Annotated in this window: 12 protein-coding genes; 4 read left to right on the top strand and 8 right to left on the bottom strand. The window is 44.0% G+C overall.

Features of this window, described 5'->3' with window-relative positions; genetic code table 11:
- Positions 1–50: 50 nt before the first annotated feature.
- Entirely contained in the window at positions 51–1,541 is a 1,491-nt protein-coding gene (locus tag IQ257_RS10920) for a hypothetical protein (RefSeq protein WP_193873450.1), read from the top strand.
- Positions 1,542–1,886: 345 nt separating this feature from the next.
- On the top strand, positions 1,887–3,572 hold the full coding sequence (locus IQ257_RS10915; RefSeq protein WP_228060616.1) for a glycosyltransferase family 39 protein: 1,686 nt from the start codon (positions 1,887–1,889) through the stop codon (positions 3,570–3,572).
- 517 nt (positions 3,573–4,089) lie between these two features.
- On the opposite strand, the gene IQ257_RS10910 is transcribed toward IQ257_RS10915, so the two are convergent.
- Entirely contained in the window at positions 4,090–6,165 is a 2,076-nt protein-coding gene (locus IQ257_RS10910; protein WP_193873451.1) for a cation:proton antiporter, read from the bottom strand.
- 261 nt (positions 6,166–6,426) lie between these two features.
- Here IQ257_RS10910 and IQ257_RS10905 point away from each other — a divergent pair, with 261 nt between their 5' ends.
- The gene (locus tag IQ257_RS10905) at positions 6,427–6,627 is read left to right on the top strand and encodes a hypothetical protein (RefSeq protein ID WP_193873452.1); all 201 of its coding nucleotides are present in this window, start codon (positions 6,427–6,429) and stop codon (positions 6,625–6,627) included.
- A gap of 105 nt (positions 6,628–6,732) precedes the next feature.
- On the opposite strand, the gene IQ257_RS10900 is transcribed toward IQ257_RS10905, so the two are convergent.
- Together IQ257_RS10900 and IQ257_RS10895 are read right to left on the bottom strand one after the other, a co-directional pair.
- Complete coding sequence (locus IQ257_RS10900) at positions 6,733–7,785, bottom strand: GDSL-type esterase/lipase family protein (RefSeq protein WP_193873453.1); 1,053 nt, start codon at positions 7,783–7,785, stop codon at positions 6,733–6,735.
- Positions 7,786–7,917: 132 nt separating this feature from the next.
- On the bottom strand, positions 7,918–9,417 hold the full coding sequence (locus IQ257_RS10895) for a glycosyltransferase (protein ID WP_193873454.1): 1,500 nt from the start codon (positions 9,415–9,417) through the stop codon (positions 7,918–7,920).
- A 151-nt stretch (positions 9,418–9,568) separates the two neighbouring features.
- On the opposite strand from IQ257_RS10895, the gene galT reads away from it, so the two are divergent.
- On the top strand, positions 9,569–10,570 hold the full coding sequence (gene galT, locus IQ257_RS10890; RefSeq protein ID WP_193873455.1) for a galactose-1-phosphate uridylyltransferase: 1,002 nt from the start codon (positions 9,569–9,571) through the stop codon (positions 10,568–10,570).
- Positions 10,571–10,663: 93 nt separating this feature from the next.
- On the opposite strand, the gene IQ257_RS10885 is transcribed toward galT, so the two are convergent.
- The 5 genes from IQ257_RS10885 to IQ257_RS10865 form a co-directional block, all read right to left on the bottom strand.
- Positions 10,664–12,139 (bottom strand): sensor histidine kinase, encoded by a 1,476-nt coding sequence (locus IQ257_RS10885; protein WP_193873456.1) that lies wholly within the window; start codon positions 12,137–12,139, stop codon positions 10,664–10,666.
- Between the two features lie 209 nt (positions 12,140–12,348).
- Positions 12,349–13,305: a lysylphosphatidylglycerol synthase transmembrane domain-containing protein gene (locus tag IQ257_RS10880; RefSeq protein WP_193873457.1), complete on the bottom strand. Its 957-nt coding sequence runs from the start codon at positions 13,303–13,305 to the stop codon at positions 12,349–12,351.
- 41 nt (positions 13,306–13,346) lie between these two features.
- Positions 13,347–14,939 (bottom strand): hypothetical protein, encoded by a 1,593-nt coding sequence (locus tag IQ257_RS10875; protein ID WP_193873458.1) that lies wholly within the window; start codon positions 14,937–14,939, stop codon positions 13,347–13,349.
- Positions 14,940–15,007: 68 nt separating this feature from the next.
- Positions 15,008–15,967, bottom strand: a complete 960-nt coding sequence (locus tag IQ257_RS10870) for a glycosyltransferase family 2 protein (protein ID WP_193873459.1) — start codon at positions 15,965–15,967, stop codon at positions 15,008–15,010.
- Between the two features lie 71 nt (positions 15,968–16,038).
- Entirely contained in the window at positions 16,039–17,571 is a 1,533-nt protein-coding gene (locus IQ257_RS10865) for a hypothetical protein (RefSeq protein ID WP_193933038.1), read from the bottom strand.
- Between the last annotated feature and the right edge of the window lie 379 nt (positions 17,572–17,950).

The raw sequence follows: 17,950 nt of genomic DNA, 5'->3' as shown, positions 1-17,950 counted from the left end.
TTCACGCTCCGACTTGTACCTAATTCAGTAACATTCAATGATGAGTAACCATGAAATTAAATAATTGTTTAAAAAAATTGGTTGATAAAAATAAATTTATTGCGATTTTAATAATTTACTTAATAGCAATATCTATAGCTTATTTTCTTGTTTTATATCCAATTATTGAATCTATTTATAATGGTGAAGCTATTTATCCGTTAAATAAATTTGTATTAGAAAGTGGCGAAAATACTCTTGATTTTTACTTAAAAAAAGTAGATAAAATTTTCTTTGCATTTAATTTGTTACTGGCATTTATAGCAATAACATTAAACTTAGTTTTCCGTCTTTTTAGAAATACTAAAGTTGCTTTTATGGGTTTTGGTATCTTTTTTATATTTTACAGTATCTATTTAGTAATAGGGATTTTACTTTTAAAGAATTTAACTCTAAGCAAGTATGTGTTTTTTGGTGCAGATTATTGGGAATGGACTCTACTTAAATGGGAAGCTTACCATAAAGGCTCTCATCCTTTAATACTACTAATAGTTGTTCCTCTTGGCTATCTCATCAATTCCTTAATTAAATCTACGGAAGTTTCAGGAATTATTTTGAATTCTTTTTTCGGCGCTTTAGCTGTTCTATTATCATCTGTATTTTTTTGGAATCTCACGAAAAAATACCTTGAAACGATACTTTTATCGATTGTGTTTGGTCTGAGTATGAGTCAGTTAGTTTTTAGTGTAGTTCCAGAAAGTTATACTTTAGCTGGCTGTAGCATTATCACCACATACATTTTATTTCTGCTTTCTCTTCAAAGAAAAAAATTATACTTTCAATACTGGATTATTATCGGCATATTTTCTTTTGGAGTGACAATCACTAACTTTATTCAGACACTAATTTGTTTTATTGGAGTTAGATATACTCTAACAAAAAGAAAAATTGCAACAAATACACTAAGTTATATAGCCTTTGTAATAATTTTATGTTTTTGTCTCACCCTACTCCAAAAAAAACTCTTTCCCCTAGCCAAGTACTTTTTCCTGACTTCAACAGCTAGCACCCAACTAGAGTATGTGAAGACTAACTTATTGAATCAGCCATTATCAGTTATCTGGGAGTTAATAAAGCATTTTTTATTAGTCAATTTTTGGGGTTCGTCTCCGTTTACGGGAGTTGTTAATTTAGGAAATTCCAACCGTTTAGTATTAGGCTTTTTTCAACAACCTTTAGACTACAGTTTTGTTGGATATATAGGATTAAGTATGTGGATAGCCTTGTTAATTATAGGATTTTATAAAAATTTTCTGACTGGAAGAAAGAGTATCTATATAGTTGTTCTTTCTAGTGCAGTTTTTTATAACATGGTTTTGCATTCATTTTTTGGAGTGGAAGAAATGTTTCTTTACACCTGTCATTTTACTTTTCCAGTTTTGCTGTTAGCAGTCAACCACTCAGTTTTGGAGAAAAATTACATCAAGCTAGGTTTAATATTACTTATTATTTTGATGGGAATAAATAATCTAAGTTGTATGGCACAGATACTGACTAACTAAAAAGATAATTGGTTCTCAACAAGCTCAACTTTTTGCTATGAGCATTTAGTTTTGGAGTTTGAAAAACTACCACTTGGTTTTATGAATGATTTGGAAACGCTATATTTGCTTCTGTGGTAGGTCTACTAGTTTTCACACCTTGAATCTTAGTTATTGCGAACAGATGGAGTAAGATACAAACTGTAACAACTTGGGCTGCGTCTTATATCTGATGGTTTTAGTGATGTGTTTTTCTACAAACCACAGTTAGACTTCGTAAATGAATTTAAAGTGCTTGTTTCTCAACCTGATCAAAGATAGAATTTGGTTAAGCAAGCTTATAAAATAAAAGGAATCTGTACTTGTATGAATAATTTAAAAAGTACGATCATGAAAATTAAAAGAAAATATATCGTTGCTCAAAATCATAAATTTTTATTGATAATAGTTATATTGGTTTTAATCTTATTTTTTCGATTCACTAATCTAGAAAAAAAAGTCTACTGGGGCGATGAAACCTATACATCATTGCGGATAGCTGGATACAAATGGGCAGAATACTCTCAGATATTCGATGGGAAAGAATACACTATCGAAGATATCCAAAAGTATCAACGCCTAACGCCTGAAAAAGACTTATTCGATACCATTGATTCCTTAGCTGTCGAAGACCCTCATCATCCACCCCTTTATTATGTACTAGGACGATTTTGGGGACAATGGTTTGGTGATTCAGTTGCAGCAAGACGCAGCTTACCTGCCTTGATTAGTCTGCTAGCATTCCCATCTACCTATTGGCTGTGCCTGGAATTATTTCAGTCATCGTTAACGGGATGGGTAGCGATCGCACTCATCGCTGTCTCACCTTTTCACCTCCTCTATGCCCAAGAAATGCGAGAGTTTAGTTTGTGGACTGTAACAATTTTGCTCTCAAGTGCTGCTCTCCTGCGAGCCATGCGACAACAAACAAAATTTAGCTGGGGAATTTATTCAGTCACTCTCGCACTAAGTTTTTACACATTTCTATTTTCTGTATTAGTGGCAATTGGACATGGTATTTATGTTCTGGCAGTAGAACGTTTCCAATCGAGTAAAAAAATTTTGAATTATTTGTTGGCATCAGTAGGGGGGCTTATACTGTTTTTTCCGTGGATTTTTATTGTTATTAGTAACTTATCTCAAATTCAAGCCACAAATTCCGACAAGATTGATAGAGTTCCATTACTATATTTGATTAAAACTTGGGCTTTAAATATGACCCATGTCTTTGTTGATTTACAGTTTGGCTATCGTGATCCTTTTGACGTGCAATTTGGCTATAATAACCCTGTGACTTATTTTATTATTCCTACTTTAATTTTGATAGGATATGCTATCTATTTTCTCTGTTGTCAAACCTCAAAACAAGTCTGGTTATTTATACTGACGTTGATTGGCATGACAGCTCTAGCTTTAATGCTACCTGATGTAGTAATCGGAGGAACTCGTTCAATCAATGCTCGATATCTAACTCCTTCTTACTTGGGGATTGAGTTAGCTGTTGCCTATTTACTCGCTCATAAAATTTTTGCTATATCTCTAAAAAAACAGCAGCAAAAACTTTGGCAAATTATAGCAGTTGTACTGATTTCGTGTTCAGTTATATCTTGCGTACTAATTTCCCATGCAGATACTTGGTGGACAAAGTATACAGATTATTATGCAGCTCGATTAGGCTACTTTATTAATCAAGCCGAACGCCCACTTGTGGTTATTGATAATCCTTGGAGAGTATTGCCTCTAAGTTATTCACTCGATCCACAAGTTCGGGTTCAGGTTGCTTTCGATTCGGAAAATTTACCAGAAATTTCTGGAAAGTTTAGTGATATATTTGTTTACAACAGCTATGGAGGACGCTCTCAGAAGTTTCGAGAAAGCTTTGAGAAGGTTCATAGAAGCCAGCTAGATCTGGTTTACAAAGCTGAATTAACTTTCAAAGGACGCGAAATTTCGCTCTGGAAATTAAGAAAAACAACAGGGAATCCAACTCCTTCTCAGATAACCAGCCCTTGATTAGTAAAAGGAGATACTAGCCCTGCACTACCAGTCGAATAGATGCCCACCCCTCCCTATGTAAAGTTTTAATACAGCTTCTCTTCCTCAGAATTTCCTCAGATTTGTATCATACGCTCTAACTATAGCTTCAAAGCTGAGACGCGAACCTGCATCGGATAAAGGTTCCGCCCTACTGAAAAATACTGGAAAGAGTACTTGCAGCTAAGCTTAAAGAGGAGCTGAGATCATGTCAAGCCATACGTGCCTTTGTTGTTCAAATACCTTACTCCGTCACATTCGCTCTAGCAAACGTTACTGGTTTTGCCCTCATTGTTACCAAGAAATGCCTGAATGTAGGGAAGGGATTTCCTTAAATAGGCATTCAGAATTATTAAATCTTTCTCTCTTCGCTAGTTCAACTCGTTTTGTTCCTAAAAGAGAGACATTGATTCAGCCCCAAAAACTGAAAGTCGTAGCTTAACTAAACGATAAAAAATAACAATCAAAATAGAAAACATTGTAAAATAACTAACTATCAAGAGTGAGGTTCTCCAAACAACACCATTGAACAGGTAATTTCCTGAATCACCTGAGTTGTGACATCACTCACCGTCAAGCCCCCAGCCGTGCGACGGCGTACCGAACGCAAAATCACTAAGTCAAAAGATTGAGCGGCTTTAAGGATTACCCGCGCCACATCATCGTGGGCAACCGCTTTAATTTTGGTCTTAACCTGAAGTCCAGCTTGAGAGAGAATGTTTAACAGTTCAGTCTTAAACTGGGCAATCTGCTCCGGTGGAGTGCGGCGATCGCAAACGTGCAATAAAGTTATTTGCCCCTGATTGGTATCGGCAACTAGTTGAGCAAACCGCACCGTCCGCACCGTCTGAGGTGTTAAGTTCTTCACTGGCACTAAAATACGCCGAATTTCAATCGGCTCCTTCAGCAGGCGCATAACGGCTACCGGACAGTGGGACGCCCAAAAGACACTATCAATCACATTGCCAAACAAGCGAGCTCGTAAGCCCATAGTTTCGCTCCACCCCATTACAATTAAACCTGCATTTTCTTCTCGAGCGGTGCGGCTAATTCCCTGAGCAATATCATCGTCAATGCGGATTTTTGGTCTGGCGTCAGCCTTAAACTCTTTACTGACATCTAAAGCCCGATTAAGTAACTGCTGACTCTGCCGGAGCGCTACATTAATCTGAGGTTCATCCATGTGAACGTTAGCCGTTGCGATCGATAACGGCACGATTACACCGGACTCGTGGTGAGCCAACAGCGCTGCAATTTCAATTAAATACCGTTCCGTGAGAGGATTAGAAATGGGGACGACTACTGTAAACTGATGAACACCTTTCTCCAGCGCCAGTTCTTCCTCTTGGGCTTCCCACCAAATCAAACTCCTGTCCGTCTCAATATTCGACTTGGGTAGAGGTAGCTTCGCTGCATAACGAGCTGTCAGAACTGGACCCACCAGAGAAGTCACCAACATCAAAACAATTACACTGTTAAAAACTGCCTCTGTCAGTAGCCCTACCTGGAAACCCACCAGCGTTGCTGCCAATGTTGCTGCCACTTGGGGCATGGAAAGAGACCACATCGTGATAGTTTCGTTCCAGTTGTAGCGGTAGATCACTTTGATGATCAACGCCGCCAAAAACTTACTAACAATCAACCCGACAACAATGGATAGCGTTAGCCCAAAATCCGAACTGAGGGTTTGTATAAAGACTGGAATATCTAGCAACAAACCCATACCCACAAAGAAGCAGGGAATAAACAGCGTACTACCAACGAACACAACTTTTTCCTTAACCGGACCATGCCCTACCACATTATTCACCGCTAACCCCGCTAGGAATGCGCCGACAATTTCTTCGATCTGAATAACCTGCGCTCCCACTGATGCCAGGAAAACAGCTAAAAGCACAAACAAAAACTGATTGCTCTGTTCGTCACCCGTGCGGCGGAAGTATTCTTTTCCCGCCCAACCAAAGCCAAACAGCACCAGGAGCGAATACAGTCCCAAAGCTCCCAACCGCACGATCAAACTGGCTAGCGAGAACTCGCCAGCATGAATCGAGACGCAAATCGCCAGCACCAAAAGCGCCGCGATATCCGTAAAAATAGTTGCCCCAATTGTGACGGTAACGGCTTCATTGGCAACCAACCCCAACCGATTGACGATGGGATAGCCCAAAAGGGTATGGGAAGCAAACAGGGAACCGATTAAAATTGAGGCGTTCCAACCAAAACCGAAGATTCGCCCTACAATAGTGCCAACAATTAGGGGGACTAAGAATGTAGAAAGACCAAAACCCAAAGAGCGATTTCTGTTCTTGCGAAATTGTACTAAGTCAATTTCTAGCCCAGCAACGAACATTAAGTAGATTTTGCCAATGTCCGATAGCAGCTTCATCGAATCGCTTTTGAGATCGAGAAGTCCTAAGGCATCTGGACCGAGTATTACTCCTGCCACTAGCAATCCCACCAGCCCAGGCAGGCGCAGCCGCTCGAAAAGGGGAGGGATGGTAACAATGACAAACAGGAGAATCGTAAACCCAAAAATCGGACTTTCCGATAAACGTTCCAGCACCTGTTCCATGTGACACCCACCCCGCTAATGTTGGCAATAGCAGCGAGTATAGCAGGGGATTTCCCTCTTCACCTCTGCCGAGAGCTACTCCTATGGGTCAGGTCAAGCCACAGTCTGTCCCTCTGTCAAAATATTTCTTAACATTACCAGGCAAAATATTTAAACTTCATTGCAGATTTATTACAGATTCAGAAGATACCCCCAACAGCGTGCTAACTTCTATGAAGTCTTTGTTGAGCAAAAGCACGGAATTAAGATAAGGAGGACACCTTGGATTTGCATTCTGCTCAAACCCCCAATACTTTTTTTCATGAAGATATTAGTGAGTACGTGGCTCAACTACAGCTTCACATGGCGTTGCAAGCCCGCAACTTAGTGCCGACTCTCACCAAGGCAGCGGATAGTCGAGAGCAGTTCTTGCAGCAAACCCAAGCCAATATCGAAAAGCTTGTCTCGCGGCAAGCTGTCTAGCCAGCGAATGGGAACAGCATACCCTAGGGATTTGGATGGGAATACACGGATTAACTCATTTGTCAATCCGTGTATCCGTAAGTTTTATATCGTGCGGAAGTCCTGTTAAAAGTCAACATTACTATTACTGCCCAATGCCGTTGGAGAGCGATCGCTCTGATTCAGGGCTATCCACGATTGGGTATACTGGAGTGCTTCTTGCCAAACGTTATAGCCCTGTTTGGCTAAATGGATGCCATCGGTGGTAAGTTCCCGTCGTAGTTGACCTTCCTCATTGACAAACAAGCTGTGGAGATTGAGAAATCCCGCTTCTTCTTGTTGAGCGATCGCGCCAATTTGTTGGTTGAGGTTACGGATGCGATCGCTCGGAATTGCCTGCAACCGAGTGGGGAGAATCGACTGAACAACCACTTGAGCTTGGGGGTGATTTTGGCGCAAGCGACGCAGAATCTGACGAGTATTATCGAGAATGACGCGATCGCTCACTCCCTGTCGCAAGTCGTTAGTCCCTGCCATCACGTAAATCGTATCAGGGCGAGTTTGGGAAAAAGCAGAGAGTCGTTGCAGAATTTGGCTGGAGTTCTCACCAGAGATGCCTTGATTAAGCCAAAATTGACCACTTGGAAGGCGTTCTGAGGGAAACCAGAGACTGAGAGAATCCCCCACTAAAATAGCGAGGCGATTATCTCCCTGTCCTTTAGCGATCGCTTTCGCTTCTTGCTCTAGCAGGCGTTTCCACTGTTCATGAGTGGGTTTGGGAAGCGTTCCCTTTGTCCAAGCAGATTGGAAGCTATCGGCTGAGAGGCGCGTATAAAGCTTGCCTGCTTTTAAAGCAGCTAGTCTTTGGTAATAGAGTTGAGTGCCAGAGGTTGGTGAGAATGCCGTTGATTGGGGTTTGGGCTGCATTGGTAAATTAGTCGCCAAAGCTGTTACGGCTCTAGGGGCGGTTGCCTGCGGTTTGCTAAATTCAACCACAGAGGTTTCAACAAGGGGAACCATCTTCTGGTGCGTGACAGCAGATTCCCTAGTTCGAGCAGCAGCAGCAGCGAGCAGCCCAGAAAGGTTATCGAGGAGATTGGGTGCTAGGGTTGATGGAGGTGGGGCGGATACAGGTCCTACTGTTAATAAACTTGCTGCTAGCAAGTAAGGATCGCTCATCGTGTGACTCCATTACTCTCTCCTTTTCCTTTGACAGCGATTAGAGGTAGGAGTCAGGAATTTTAGAGGATTTTTGGAGTTGGGTGACAGGTAGATGGCTATCCTACGGGAAAATATCAAAGAATTAAAAGCTTAACCACCAAAATAAAGGCGACTCAATTCTTCCAGAGAAATCTCATTATCGGGCTGGGGATTGCTGAAGTAGGGAGGGATGGGGAGTAACTCCGTCGAACGGTTTGCCCTTGGTGAAGATAAAATCTGCTCAATTACACTCAAATAGCCTTTGGCAGTGCTTTCCCACGTATGCTTACTTAGTACCTGCTGCTGACCAATTCGGGCAAAATGCTCCCACTCTTGAGGATTGTACAGCAACCGCTCCAAACCCTGGGCAATATCAGCCGGGTCTTCTGGATTAACCATAACACCGTATTCTTCATCCTCGTCTCGTAGGCTTTCGGTAATTCCACCGTTCTGAGTCACCACGACTGGCAATCCGGCTGCCGCCGCTTCTAAGGGGGCAAGACCAAAGGGTTCAAACAGTGAAGTGAGCGCAAAGACTGAACGGCGCTGGGCTAAGAAGCGATAGGTAGCGGCTAATGCGGGTTGATCAGGAACGCAAAAGGCGCTAATCTTGCCCCACAAATTGCTGTCATTCACCACTTGCCGGATCGGAGACAGCACCATTCGTTCCGTTGGTTCGTCTTTCGCTTTCTCGTGCAAGGGGTTATCTAATCCGCCAGTAATCAACACTAAATTAGCCCGCTCCTGAAGTCCTTCGCTATGGGCAAAGGCTTGAACGAGTCCCAAAAGATTCTTTTTGGGATCTAATCGGCTGGATGCCAAGATGACGGGGAAATCTCGCCGCGACTCACTGATGTCTCGCGCCAACTTCTCTTGAACCAACTGGTAGGTAGCGTCTTCGTTGTCGGAGCGAACCTCGGCACTGAACATGGATGGATCGACTCCCGGTGGAATGGCGGCAAAATGAGCATCATTGCTGATATCGACTGCCCCTCGATAGGCGGGATGAGCATATTGTTTGAAGCGTTCTTGTCCCGTATTGGTAATGTTGATAGCCGAGCGATTCATGCTCAGGCGTTCGACCAGTAGGCGGCGTCGGAAGTGATAGTACTCGTTGAGTTCAGTCAGGTTTTCTGGTGTGACGTTGAGTTTATCCATCTTCTGAGCACCAAGGGAATGAGCGGTAAAGGTGAAGGGTATGCCGGTTTCCTCTTCAATTAACACGCCGCCCAATCCCCCATCGGCGTAGTGGGCAGTCATGACATCAGGTAGACGCCCCTGCTCTTGATAGAATTTCAGGATATTGGGTATCCAGTCTCGAACCAGATGGGGCCACAGTAACTCTTTGCGGAGAAAGTCTTTCGGTCCTGCTGGCAACCGCACTATCCGGACGTTTTCCACCCCCGGATAGGCGTCAAAGGGTTCCGCAAACTCGGGCCAGTCTGGGTCAATGATCTGACGGGTGAGAATATCAACTTTATGACCCTGTTTAGCGATCGCCAGAGCAACGTGCTTGACATAAACTAGTTGACCACCAAAATCAGAATGTTCTGTGATATAGCTATCACTTGAGTTGAAGTTGCCCTGAGGGTTAAGAAATCCTATATACATTGAGGGATTTGATACTGCTTGGTTTTTTGTCAGTTAGCTTACTGCTTGGAATGTGGGTTTAGATGACCAATTATCACTATGATACGTGACACTCCTCTATTAACTGTTACAGCTTATAAGAGATAATTAAAACGCTGCCAGAATCGAGACAATGCAATCGGGTCAAATCAGGCTAAACAAGGTGACGAAAGAATGGGTGATTTACGCACCGAGTCGGCGTGAACGCCCTCACGATTTTCAACAAAAAAGTCGAGAAAAGCAATCCTCTTTCCTCCCACCACCAGATTGTCCCTTTTGCCCTGCTAATGAACACAAGTTATCGTCAATTTCCTTGGAGATACCTAGCAAACATCATGAGGGTTGGCAGACGAGGGTTGTTCCCAACAAGTTTCCTGCCTTAACATCAAACGAGAATACGGAGCGATCGCAGGACGGCATTTATGTGGCGATGCCGGGATACGGTCAACATGACGTGGTTATTGAAAGTCCCGATCACTATCAAGATATCGCCACGATGTCAACTCCAGAAGTGGAGACTGTTGTTGAAACCTATCACAAGCGTTACGTTGAGTTAATGCAAGTCCATCAAAATATGATGGCAATTATCTTTCGCAATCATGGAGAACGAGCCGGTGCGTCTTTAACCCATCCTCATTCTCAGATTATCGTAACCGGTATGGTTCCCCAAAACGTTCGGTGGCGAGAGCAAGAGGTTCAACGATACTACGATCTTCGGGGGCGGTGTGTGTACTGCGACATCTTGGAGTTTGAAAGGCACCATCGCCGACGAGTGGTTCAGGAACATGAATTGTTTCTAGCATTTGTTCCCTTCGCTGCTGATGTTCCGTTTGAAGTTTGGATTATGCCTAAAAAGCATCAGGCGGACTTTGGCAATATTTCAGATTTAGATAAAGAAGGTTTTGCTTTAATCCTAAAGAGCGTCCTCACCAAGCTGTACGAAAAATTACACGATCCCGATTACAATTACGTCATCAACACGGCTCCTCGCTACAAAGCCGATGAACCCCAAGTTCACTGGTATTGCCAAATTAAACCCAGGCTGACGACTCCAGCCGGATTTGAAATGGGTTCTGGTATCAACGTGAATCCCTCTATCCCAGAAGCGGATGCCGATTTCTTAAATGCTGAATGAGTAGAGATGTTGTCTATAATATTTCTACAACAAGGTCATGGATTTTAGGGAGTAGGGAGTAGAGAGTAGGCAAGAAAACTAGATATATTTCACTTAAATAGGAATTGCTATAGGAACTTCAACCACAAACTCCGTTCCCTGTCCAGGTGTAGAAATACAGTTTAGTTTACCGCCGTGTTTTTCAACGACAATTTTATAGCTAATCGACAAACCTAAGCCAGTCCCTTTATCTGAGGGTTTAGTGGTAAAAAAAGGTTCATACACTCGTTGTCTAACGTCGTCTTTCATTCCCAATCCATTATCGGTAATTCTGATAACTGCCCATGGATGGGAATTATCGTCATTTTTGACTTCGGTACGAATCCAAATCGAGGGCGTTATAGAGTGCTGATCAGAATCTTTACTATTCAATCGTTGAGCCTTTAATTCTTCCAAGGCGTCAATAGCATTACAAAGCAAATTCATGAACACCTGGTTCAACGCACAGGGATAGCAAGTCACGGGTGGCAATTTTCCATAGTCTTTAAAAACGGAAATTCCCCCATCGTCCCCTTTCGCTTTCAAGCGATAGTGGAGAATTAACAGGGTACTATCAATGCCGGCGTGAATATCTACCGACTGCTGCTCGTCAGTTCCTGCCGATACGCTCTTTAGGGAGTGAACGATTTGGTAAATACGGTTAGCTCCCATCTGCATGGAGAATAAAGTTTTAGGAAAATCTTTAATCAGGAAATCTAGCTCGATTGCCTCAGCTTGCTGTTGAATTTCTGGTGCGGGTTCGGGATAGTATTTGGCGTAGAGCCGTAGGAGTTTTATCATTTCCTCCGTGTACTGCTGCGCGTGGGGAAAATTATTGCACAGAAAGTTGACAGGATTGTTAATTTCGTGGGCAACACCAGCGAGTAACTGTCCTAAGGTAGAGAGGTGTTCTTTTTCGAGCAACTGCTTTTGAATTTCTTGCAGTTGAATCAAAGCTCCTTCGAGTTCCTGCCCTTGGGCTTTAGATTTAGCTTCCGATTGCTGTAACGATTCTTCAGCTCGTTTTTCCTGGGTAATATCAGTGACAAAGCCCTCATAGTAGAGTAACTTACCATTGCGATCGCGAACTGCCCTAGCATTCTCAGAAATCCAAATAATACTGCCATCTTGGCGATAAACCTGAGATTCAAAGCCAGATACAGAGTCACAGATGCGCAATTGCTCAATGAACTCACGGCGTCGATTCTCATCGACGTAAAGCTGCTGCTCGATATTCGTCAAATTTTCGAGGAGTTGAGCGGCAGATTCGTAGCCGTAGATTCTTGCCAATGCTGGATTGCAAGCTTGATAGCGTCCGTCGGGAGTTGTTTGAAAAATGCCCTCAACAGCGTTCTCAAAGATACGGCGATACTTCATTTCCGCTTGCTGTAGAACTGCTTCTATCCGTTGACGTTCAGCAACTTCGTTCACTAATTTTTCATTCGCTGCTTGCAACTGCCTTGTCCGCTTTATAAGGTTTTTGTAAATAGTTTTGTAGCACTCCACCCATACGGGAAAATTAGCTGGCAAACTATCACGGCTTAGAATCATGGATGGTTGCTGAATTTATATAGCCACTATTGTCCAATTTTTAATCTTTTTGCCATCCGATCAGTGATGCAGTGCTGAGGCAAGTTGTGATATTTAACACATCCAGAATGTGATTTGTATCAACTTAACCCGTGACTAAAATCCTCAATTCGTTCATCGGCTTGTCCGAAAGGCTTTTCCCAGCAGTTATTCCGTCACCCCAGCTCCCCCTACTCCTCTCTCTCCAACTTCATCATGCGCACCGTTGACAAAAATTGTCCCAAAAAGGGCAAACCACCAATAGCCGGTAACAAGTAACGAGACGTACAGAGCAATCCTAAAGCTGCCGCTGTTGCTGCGTCAAAATAAGGTTGATAAAATATCACTAAAGCGGCATCACGAGTACCAACTCCAGCAAAAGTTAGGGGCAACAATCCTGCCAAGATTGCTAGGGGCGAAAGCGCCAAATTTGCAACAAACGGCGTCCAAGCGTTGAGTGCTAGGATAAAAAACCAAATTTGCAACAAGTGCAAAAACCAAATAAAAATTGACGTAGAAGTAATTTTTAATAGCTGATTTTTATCGCGCCAAAAGTAGTCATGCATTTCTCCCCAAGACTCTTGCATTTTGACCAACTTTGAGCGTATCTTTTTCGGTGCAAATCGCTTGCCAACCAAAAAGAAAAAATAAGCAAATTTCCGAGACGCCAGGAGAAATATCCCCATAACCAGACCAATTCCTACCGCAGTAGTCATGATCCAAAACAACCAATCCTTCTGTTCATAGAGCAGCAACCCAAAGGCACACCACAGCAGCAGTGACAGCATATCGCACGCCTTCTCAAAAATCACCAGCGACAACGATAGTGACCCTGCCAAATGACCCCGCTGCTTCATAAAATATGCTTTAGCAATATCACCCATCTTAGACGGCAGCACCATATTCAAGACACTAGCTGCCAAAATCAAACGATTTGCCTCAAAAAATCCTAGACGAGAACCACTAGGCATCAGTTGTTGCAATCGCCACGAGGTAATTAACGTCAAGGGGATTACCATTCCCAAACTAATAACCATCCAAAGGCGATCGCAATCTTTAAAAACCTCGATAAGTTTTGGAAAATCAATCTTGGAGTAGATTATCGCTAGAATAATAAGACTGACACCAATAGAAATAAGTCGTTTCATAGATTAGTTATTAGTTATTAGTTATTAGTCTAATGACACATTTAAAAATTACGTTCTAATTTCAGCCACTCATAGCCATCCAGTTTTTTAACTTCATCCGTCAAGTCAAGCCAAGGTTGCAACTGACCCTTTTGAAACGTGCGACTCATCACCACGTAGATCGACGTTTGGTCGCCACCCATTCCAGCCGCAATGACTTCCTGCCAAGATTTAGCTTGTAACTCATCGCTGACATACCAGTGTCCGTCTTGCCACTCCAAACGGCGACGGAAGTGAAAGGGAGCCTTATTTTTTCCCGTAATTAGCATTTTTTGCAAGAGTTTGCGGATTAAATTAGGAAAGAACCGCCCCACTGTCAGCATTACTAGTCGTAAAATCATCAAATTAAGGGGAGTCATTTGCTTCTGTTTTGCCCATCCCAATTCCCCCTCAATCATAATTTCATCGTCATCGACCTTAACGGCATAAGAGTCCACTAGATGACCAACCGCGTTTTTTACCTTACTTCCCGCTTTTACCTGTAGGGAAAATTGAGTGTCGGATGCTACTAATTGGTTGCCCCGAAATACCTTGAATACCCCTCCTTTGTTTAATGCCAGATAAAGTTCCGTATCCTGACGGCGATCGATTAGGACTTGTGCCTCTTTAAACCAAACCCGACCTGTTAGACGGGGGGTTGGTGCGGGTCTATCTGGGACAAAATCTCGCCAAGTTAGTAGATAATTCCAAGTATGATGTCCGATAATGTGGTCGTCGGCATAGCAAGGAGCCAAACCGTTCGCCAGTCCTACCAAAAAGCGATCATTAATTTGGAGAGCATCTGAAAACCACTCTCCTACTAATTCAAATCCGTGGGGAAAGAAATTGTAAGTATTGCGACTGGTATATTCCCCCCCATAAGACCCATCGGGATGGACGAATTCTGCTGCTAGCTCAACTGCCTTAATTAGCGCTTCTTTTAGTCTGGGATCAGGTCTGAGCTTATAAATCCGCGCCAGACAAGAAATAGTCAGAGTGTGATAACCGGGGTCGCAGCCTTCATATTCAACAAACCAGCCTTCAGGATTTTGCCAAGACAACACTTGTTCTAGACGATGTACCCTTGCTCTATCCCACTTGGTAGTCTGCAACAGGTTAGAGAGCAAATCCAAACACAGCACAATTAAGGCTTGATGGTTGGTGAGGCGTCCGCTTTCTTGGTGATGTGCTAACCAGTCGGCTCGTTTCTCGAAAAATTTCAAGGCAACGGGATTATTCAGCCCAAGTTCGCTGTAACTTTCGATACAGGCGAGCAGAGAAAATGCTGCCGCTCCTCCCGCTCGCTCGAAAGGAAAATAATCATCGCAAGACCCATCTGGGTGAGCGCTAGCAGCAGCGTAGAGAATGCCAGCCTCTACCCAGTTCCGAATTGCTGGCTCTTGGTAGAAGGAATTGTCCGGTAAGGGAGTATTGTACGCCAATGCTAGGGGCAAGACAAACTCCTGCGCCATACCGCTAGGAAAGTCGATAATTTTGTACTGCCAGAAGTTGCGGTCAAAGCAACCATAGGTGGGACTGTGGGGGTTGCGGTCTAGCAGGGTGAGGAGTTTAGGGATTTGGGCTAAAGCTTCGTGGGCAAATAAGTCTCTAGTCATTAGTTGTTAGTCATTGGTCATTAGTTATTGGTCAATCCGTTACCTAATCCGCTGCCACAAAGGATAATTCATAATAGCTGCTTGTTTTTGTTATGTGCATCAATTTCAGAGCGCCGCTGTCGCAGTTGAATATCCTCTAAGAGCTTGCGATTCACTGCCATGAGGTCGGCAACCAAGCCAAACATCCACAGTTGAAAGCCAATCAGAATCAGAACTGCCGCCACAATTAAGCTGGGAGAACGGCTTCGATCAGGATCGTATAGCACTAACCAGCGCACGCACAGGATAAAGCCTAAGCTGAAAGGAACCGTCCCCAGAACTGTAAAAAACCGGAGCGGCTGATAGGTCATGAAGATGCGCACAATGGTCAGAATTGATCGCTGGATGTAGGCAGAAATGCTCTTGACAAGACGGGAGGGACGTAGGTACCCGTTGGTTCTAATCGGTACAGAAGCGATCGCTATTCCCTTCTGTCCGGCTTGAATGATAGTTTCTAAAGTGTAGGTGTATTCATTAAAGACATTGAATTGTATGGCGGCATGGCGGCTCATGGCGCGGAAACCACTTGGCGCGTCGGGCACATTGGTTTTACTAGCAATCCGTACCACCCAACTCCCTAATCGTTGCAGAAACTTTTTGGCAGGAGAGAAATGTTGGATTTGTTGGATCGGTCTGGCACCAATCACAATTTCCGCCTCACCTCTTAAGATGGGTTCAATCAGTTTGGGAATATCTTCAGCACAATACTGATTGTCGGCATCAGTATTAACAATAATATCCGCTCCTGCCTTTAAGGAAGCCTCTATACCAGCCATGAAAGCCTTAGCCAAACCTTGATTGTGGTCAAAGCTGACGATATGATCCACACCACAAGCTTTTGCCACGTCCACCGTGCGATCAAGGCTGCCATCATTGATAATCAGCCACTCTACTGTATCGACCCCAGGCACTTCACGGGGCAGCTCCGAGAGGGTTAGCCCTAGAGTTGCCTCTTCGTTATAACAAGGGAGTTGAATAATCAGTTTCATTGTCGTTAGTGTTGACCTACAAGGATAAGCAACGATGAAACGGTGCTTTTCAGTGATGCCCTCAGGTCTGCTTAGAGGTTAACGGATTCCTGGATATTACCATTGGGTTTTGGTATTTGATCAGCTTGCCCCCACCCCCAGCGCAACACCCACACTCCAACTCCCACCATTAACGCTGCAAACAGTCCCCCCACCCATATGGGAATACCAGCAGCAGGCAAAACCCACCACCACACCGCCACAATCCTTAGTAACTCGGCACTCGCCATCTGACCGGGTTCTGGTGGTACACCGGATTCACGGAGTACATCCCGAACATCTGTCGTCAAAGCCGTACTCATTTGTCGGAAAGCAGCTCCCCAAGCGTTAAACAGAGGAGCATCGGCAGGTGAACCCCACAGTGCCCTAGCTTGCTTGATATAGCCGCCATCCAAGGCTTCGGCATAGTAGCCCTGGAAGTACGATACCAGGGTGGGGGCATTTGCCAGGAATCCCAGTACTGTCAGGGCAATCAACCACTTCCACCATTTCTTCTCAATCAGTGCTGTCAAAGCCATCAGTCCTGGCAATGCAGGCACTAGAAATCGAGGTCCCCAACTCCACCCGCCAAATTCCCAAAAGGAATGAAGTACCAGATAGCCTAAAAATATTCCCGCCACTGCCAATGCTTCTAGGGGCTTGGACTTTAGCACTTTGCGAAAACCGATAATTGCCAGAATAGTTGGCGGACAGTACCAAATCAAGCCTCCTCCTGCTCCCGGACTGAACAGCAAGCCCAAGAAGCGTGGCAGCACCCCGTCCAAGCCAAATTTTGAGGCATTTTGTCCAGTAGAGAGCAGACTGCCAAACCTCAGGTAGTTATAAGCCATGTACAGCATAAAGCCCATGACTGTACCAAGCATCGGACCGAGAGCATTGCGCAGGGGATACCGCTTAAGCAGCAAATAGGCAGATAGCACAGGTCCAATTACGATGCCTGCGGGTTTGGCAGTGAGTGCCAGACCCGCCAATATACTAGCCCCTGCATGGGCGCGATTGGTTTTGCCAAACGCTAAGTACAGGCTAGACACTGTGATGAAAGAGAGCAGGGGTTCGGCAAAGAACTCTCTGGAATAGACTAAGGCTGTTGTGCCAAAAGCAAAGCACAATGCGGCTAAATAAGCTCCAGTTGTGCTGCTGCCTAGACGCAGGGCTACAAGGGCAACTAATGACGCAGTCAAGGCAGTCAGCAGCACGCATAAAACCAAGGCACAAACTGCTGCCACGTAGTCAGCAGGTAAGTTTAACCCCTCACCGAGTGCCAGTCCAATGGCTACGAAAGGCGTTGCTAGAATCGGCAGTAAAGGATAGCGGATTGAGTAATACTGACCGTCACGACCCAATGCACCCGAACCAGGCGGAACGGTAAAATTTAGCTGGGTGACTAATGACTTAGAGACACTAAGCATATCATTGCCATCGAATCCCCAGATGCCAGGTTTTAAGAATGCTAGGTAAATCAGCGCGATGCCCACTGATAGCGCGAACGTCATCTTCAAAATATGCCGATGGCTGCGTTGGCTATCCGAAATTGCTGGCTGTTGCACCTTGCTCTGACCTGCCATAAACTTTTTGTATTTCTATTGTATTTTTTATAGGGAGATTTTTAGTTCGCTTTCCGTTTTTAAGTGTTCGTCTGCTTTCCTAACGAAAAACCTGAATCTTTAACTCCTAGGCGGTGCGATCGCAAAGTAGGGAACCCTGCTACTGTATTACTCCTACAGCAGAATTCTTCTTGCCCTATAGACACAAGTAGAGTCGGTTTTCCGGCGATCGCTTCTTCAACTTTTTATAGAAATTCTTTATAAAGATTGCCAAGTTTATATCAAAGAACCCTACCATCTTATTTCAAGAAGTTGTGCTGTGGCAAGGTGATGATTATTCTGGCTGCAATCAGAAAACTTGGAACACCAATGAAGGCAGGGGAGGCAGGGGAGTGGGGAG

The organism is Coleofasciculus sp. LEGE 07092, from assembly GCF_015207375.1.
Lineage (GTDB): Bacteria > Cyanobacteriota > Cyanobacteriia > Cyanobacteriales > Coleofasciculaceae > LEGE-07092.
The sequence above is the reverse complement of the archived record's forward strand: the minus strand, read 5'-3'. Positions and strand labels throughout refer to the sequence as shown.

Excerpts from the sequence above, each read along its gene's own strand:
- IQ257_RS10920 (WP_193873450.1), top strand. The coding sequence starts at position 51 with ATGAAATTAAATAATTGTTTAAAAAAATTGGTTGATAAAAATAAATTT.
- IQ257_RS10915 (WP_228060616.1), top strand. The coding sequence starts at position 1,887 with ATGAATAATTTAAAAAGTACGATCATGAAAATTAAAAGAAAATATATC.
- IQ257_RS10910 (WP_193873451.1), bottom strand. The coding sequence starts at position 6,165 with ATGGAACAGGTGCTGGAACGTTTATCGGAAAGTCCGATTTTTGGGTTT.
- IQ257_RS10900 (WP_193873453.1), bottom strand. The coding sequence starts at position 7,785 with ATGAGCGATCCTTACTTGCTAGCAGCAAGTTTATTAACAGTAGGACCT.
- IQ257_RS10895 (WP_193873454.1), bottom strand. The coding sequence starts at position 9,417 with ATGTATATAGGATTTCTTAACCCTCAGGGCAACTTCAACTCAAGTGAT.
- galT (WP_193873455.1), top strand. The coding sequence starts at position 9,569 with ATGCAATCGGGTCAAATCAGGCTAAACAAGGTGACGAAAGAATGGGTG.
- IQ257_RS10885 (WP_193873456.1), bottom strand. The coding sequence starts at position 12,139 with ATGATTCTAAGCCGTGATAGTTTGCCAGCTAATTTTCCCGTATGGGTG.
- IQ257_RS10880 (WP_193873457.1), bottom strand. The coding sequence starts at position 13,305 with ATGAAACGACTTATTTCTATTGGTGTCAGTCTTATTATTCTAGCGATA.
- IQ257_RS10875 (WP_193873458.1), bottom strand. The coding sequence starts at position 14,939 with ATGACTAGAGACTTATTTGCCCACGAAGCTTTAGCCCAAATCCCTAAA.
- IQ257_RS10870 (WP_193873459.1), bottom strand. The coding sequence starts at position 15,967 with ATGAAACTGATTATTCAACTCCCTTGTTATAACGAAGAGGCAACTCTA.
- IQ257_RS10865 (WP_193933038.1), bottom strand. The coding sequence starts at position 17,571 with ATGGCAGGTCAGAGCAAGGTGCAACAGCCAGCAATTTCGGATAGCCAA.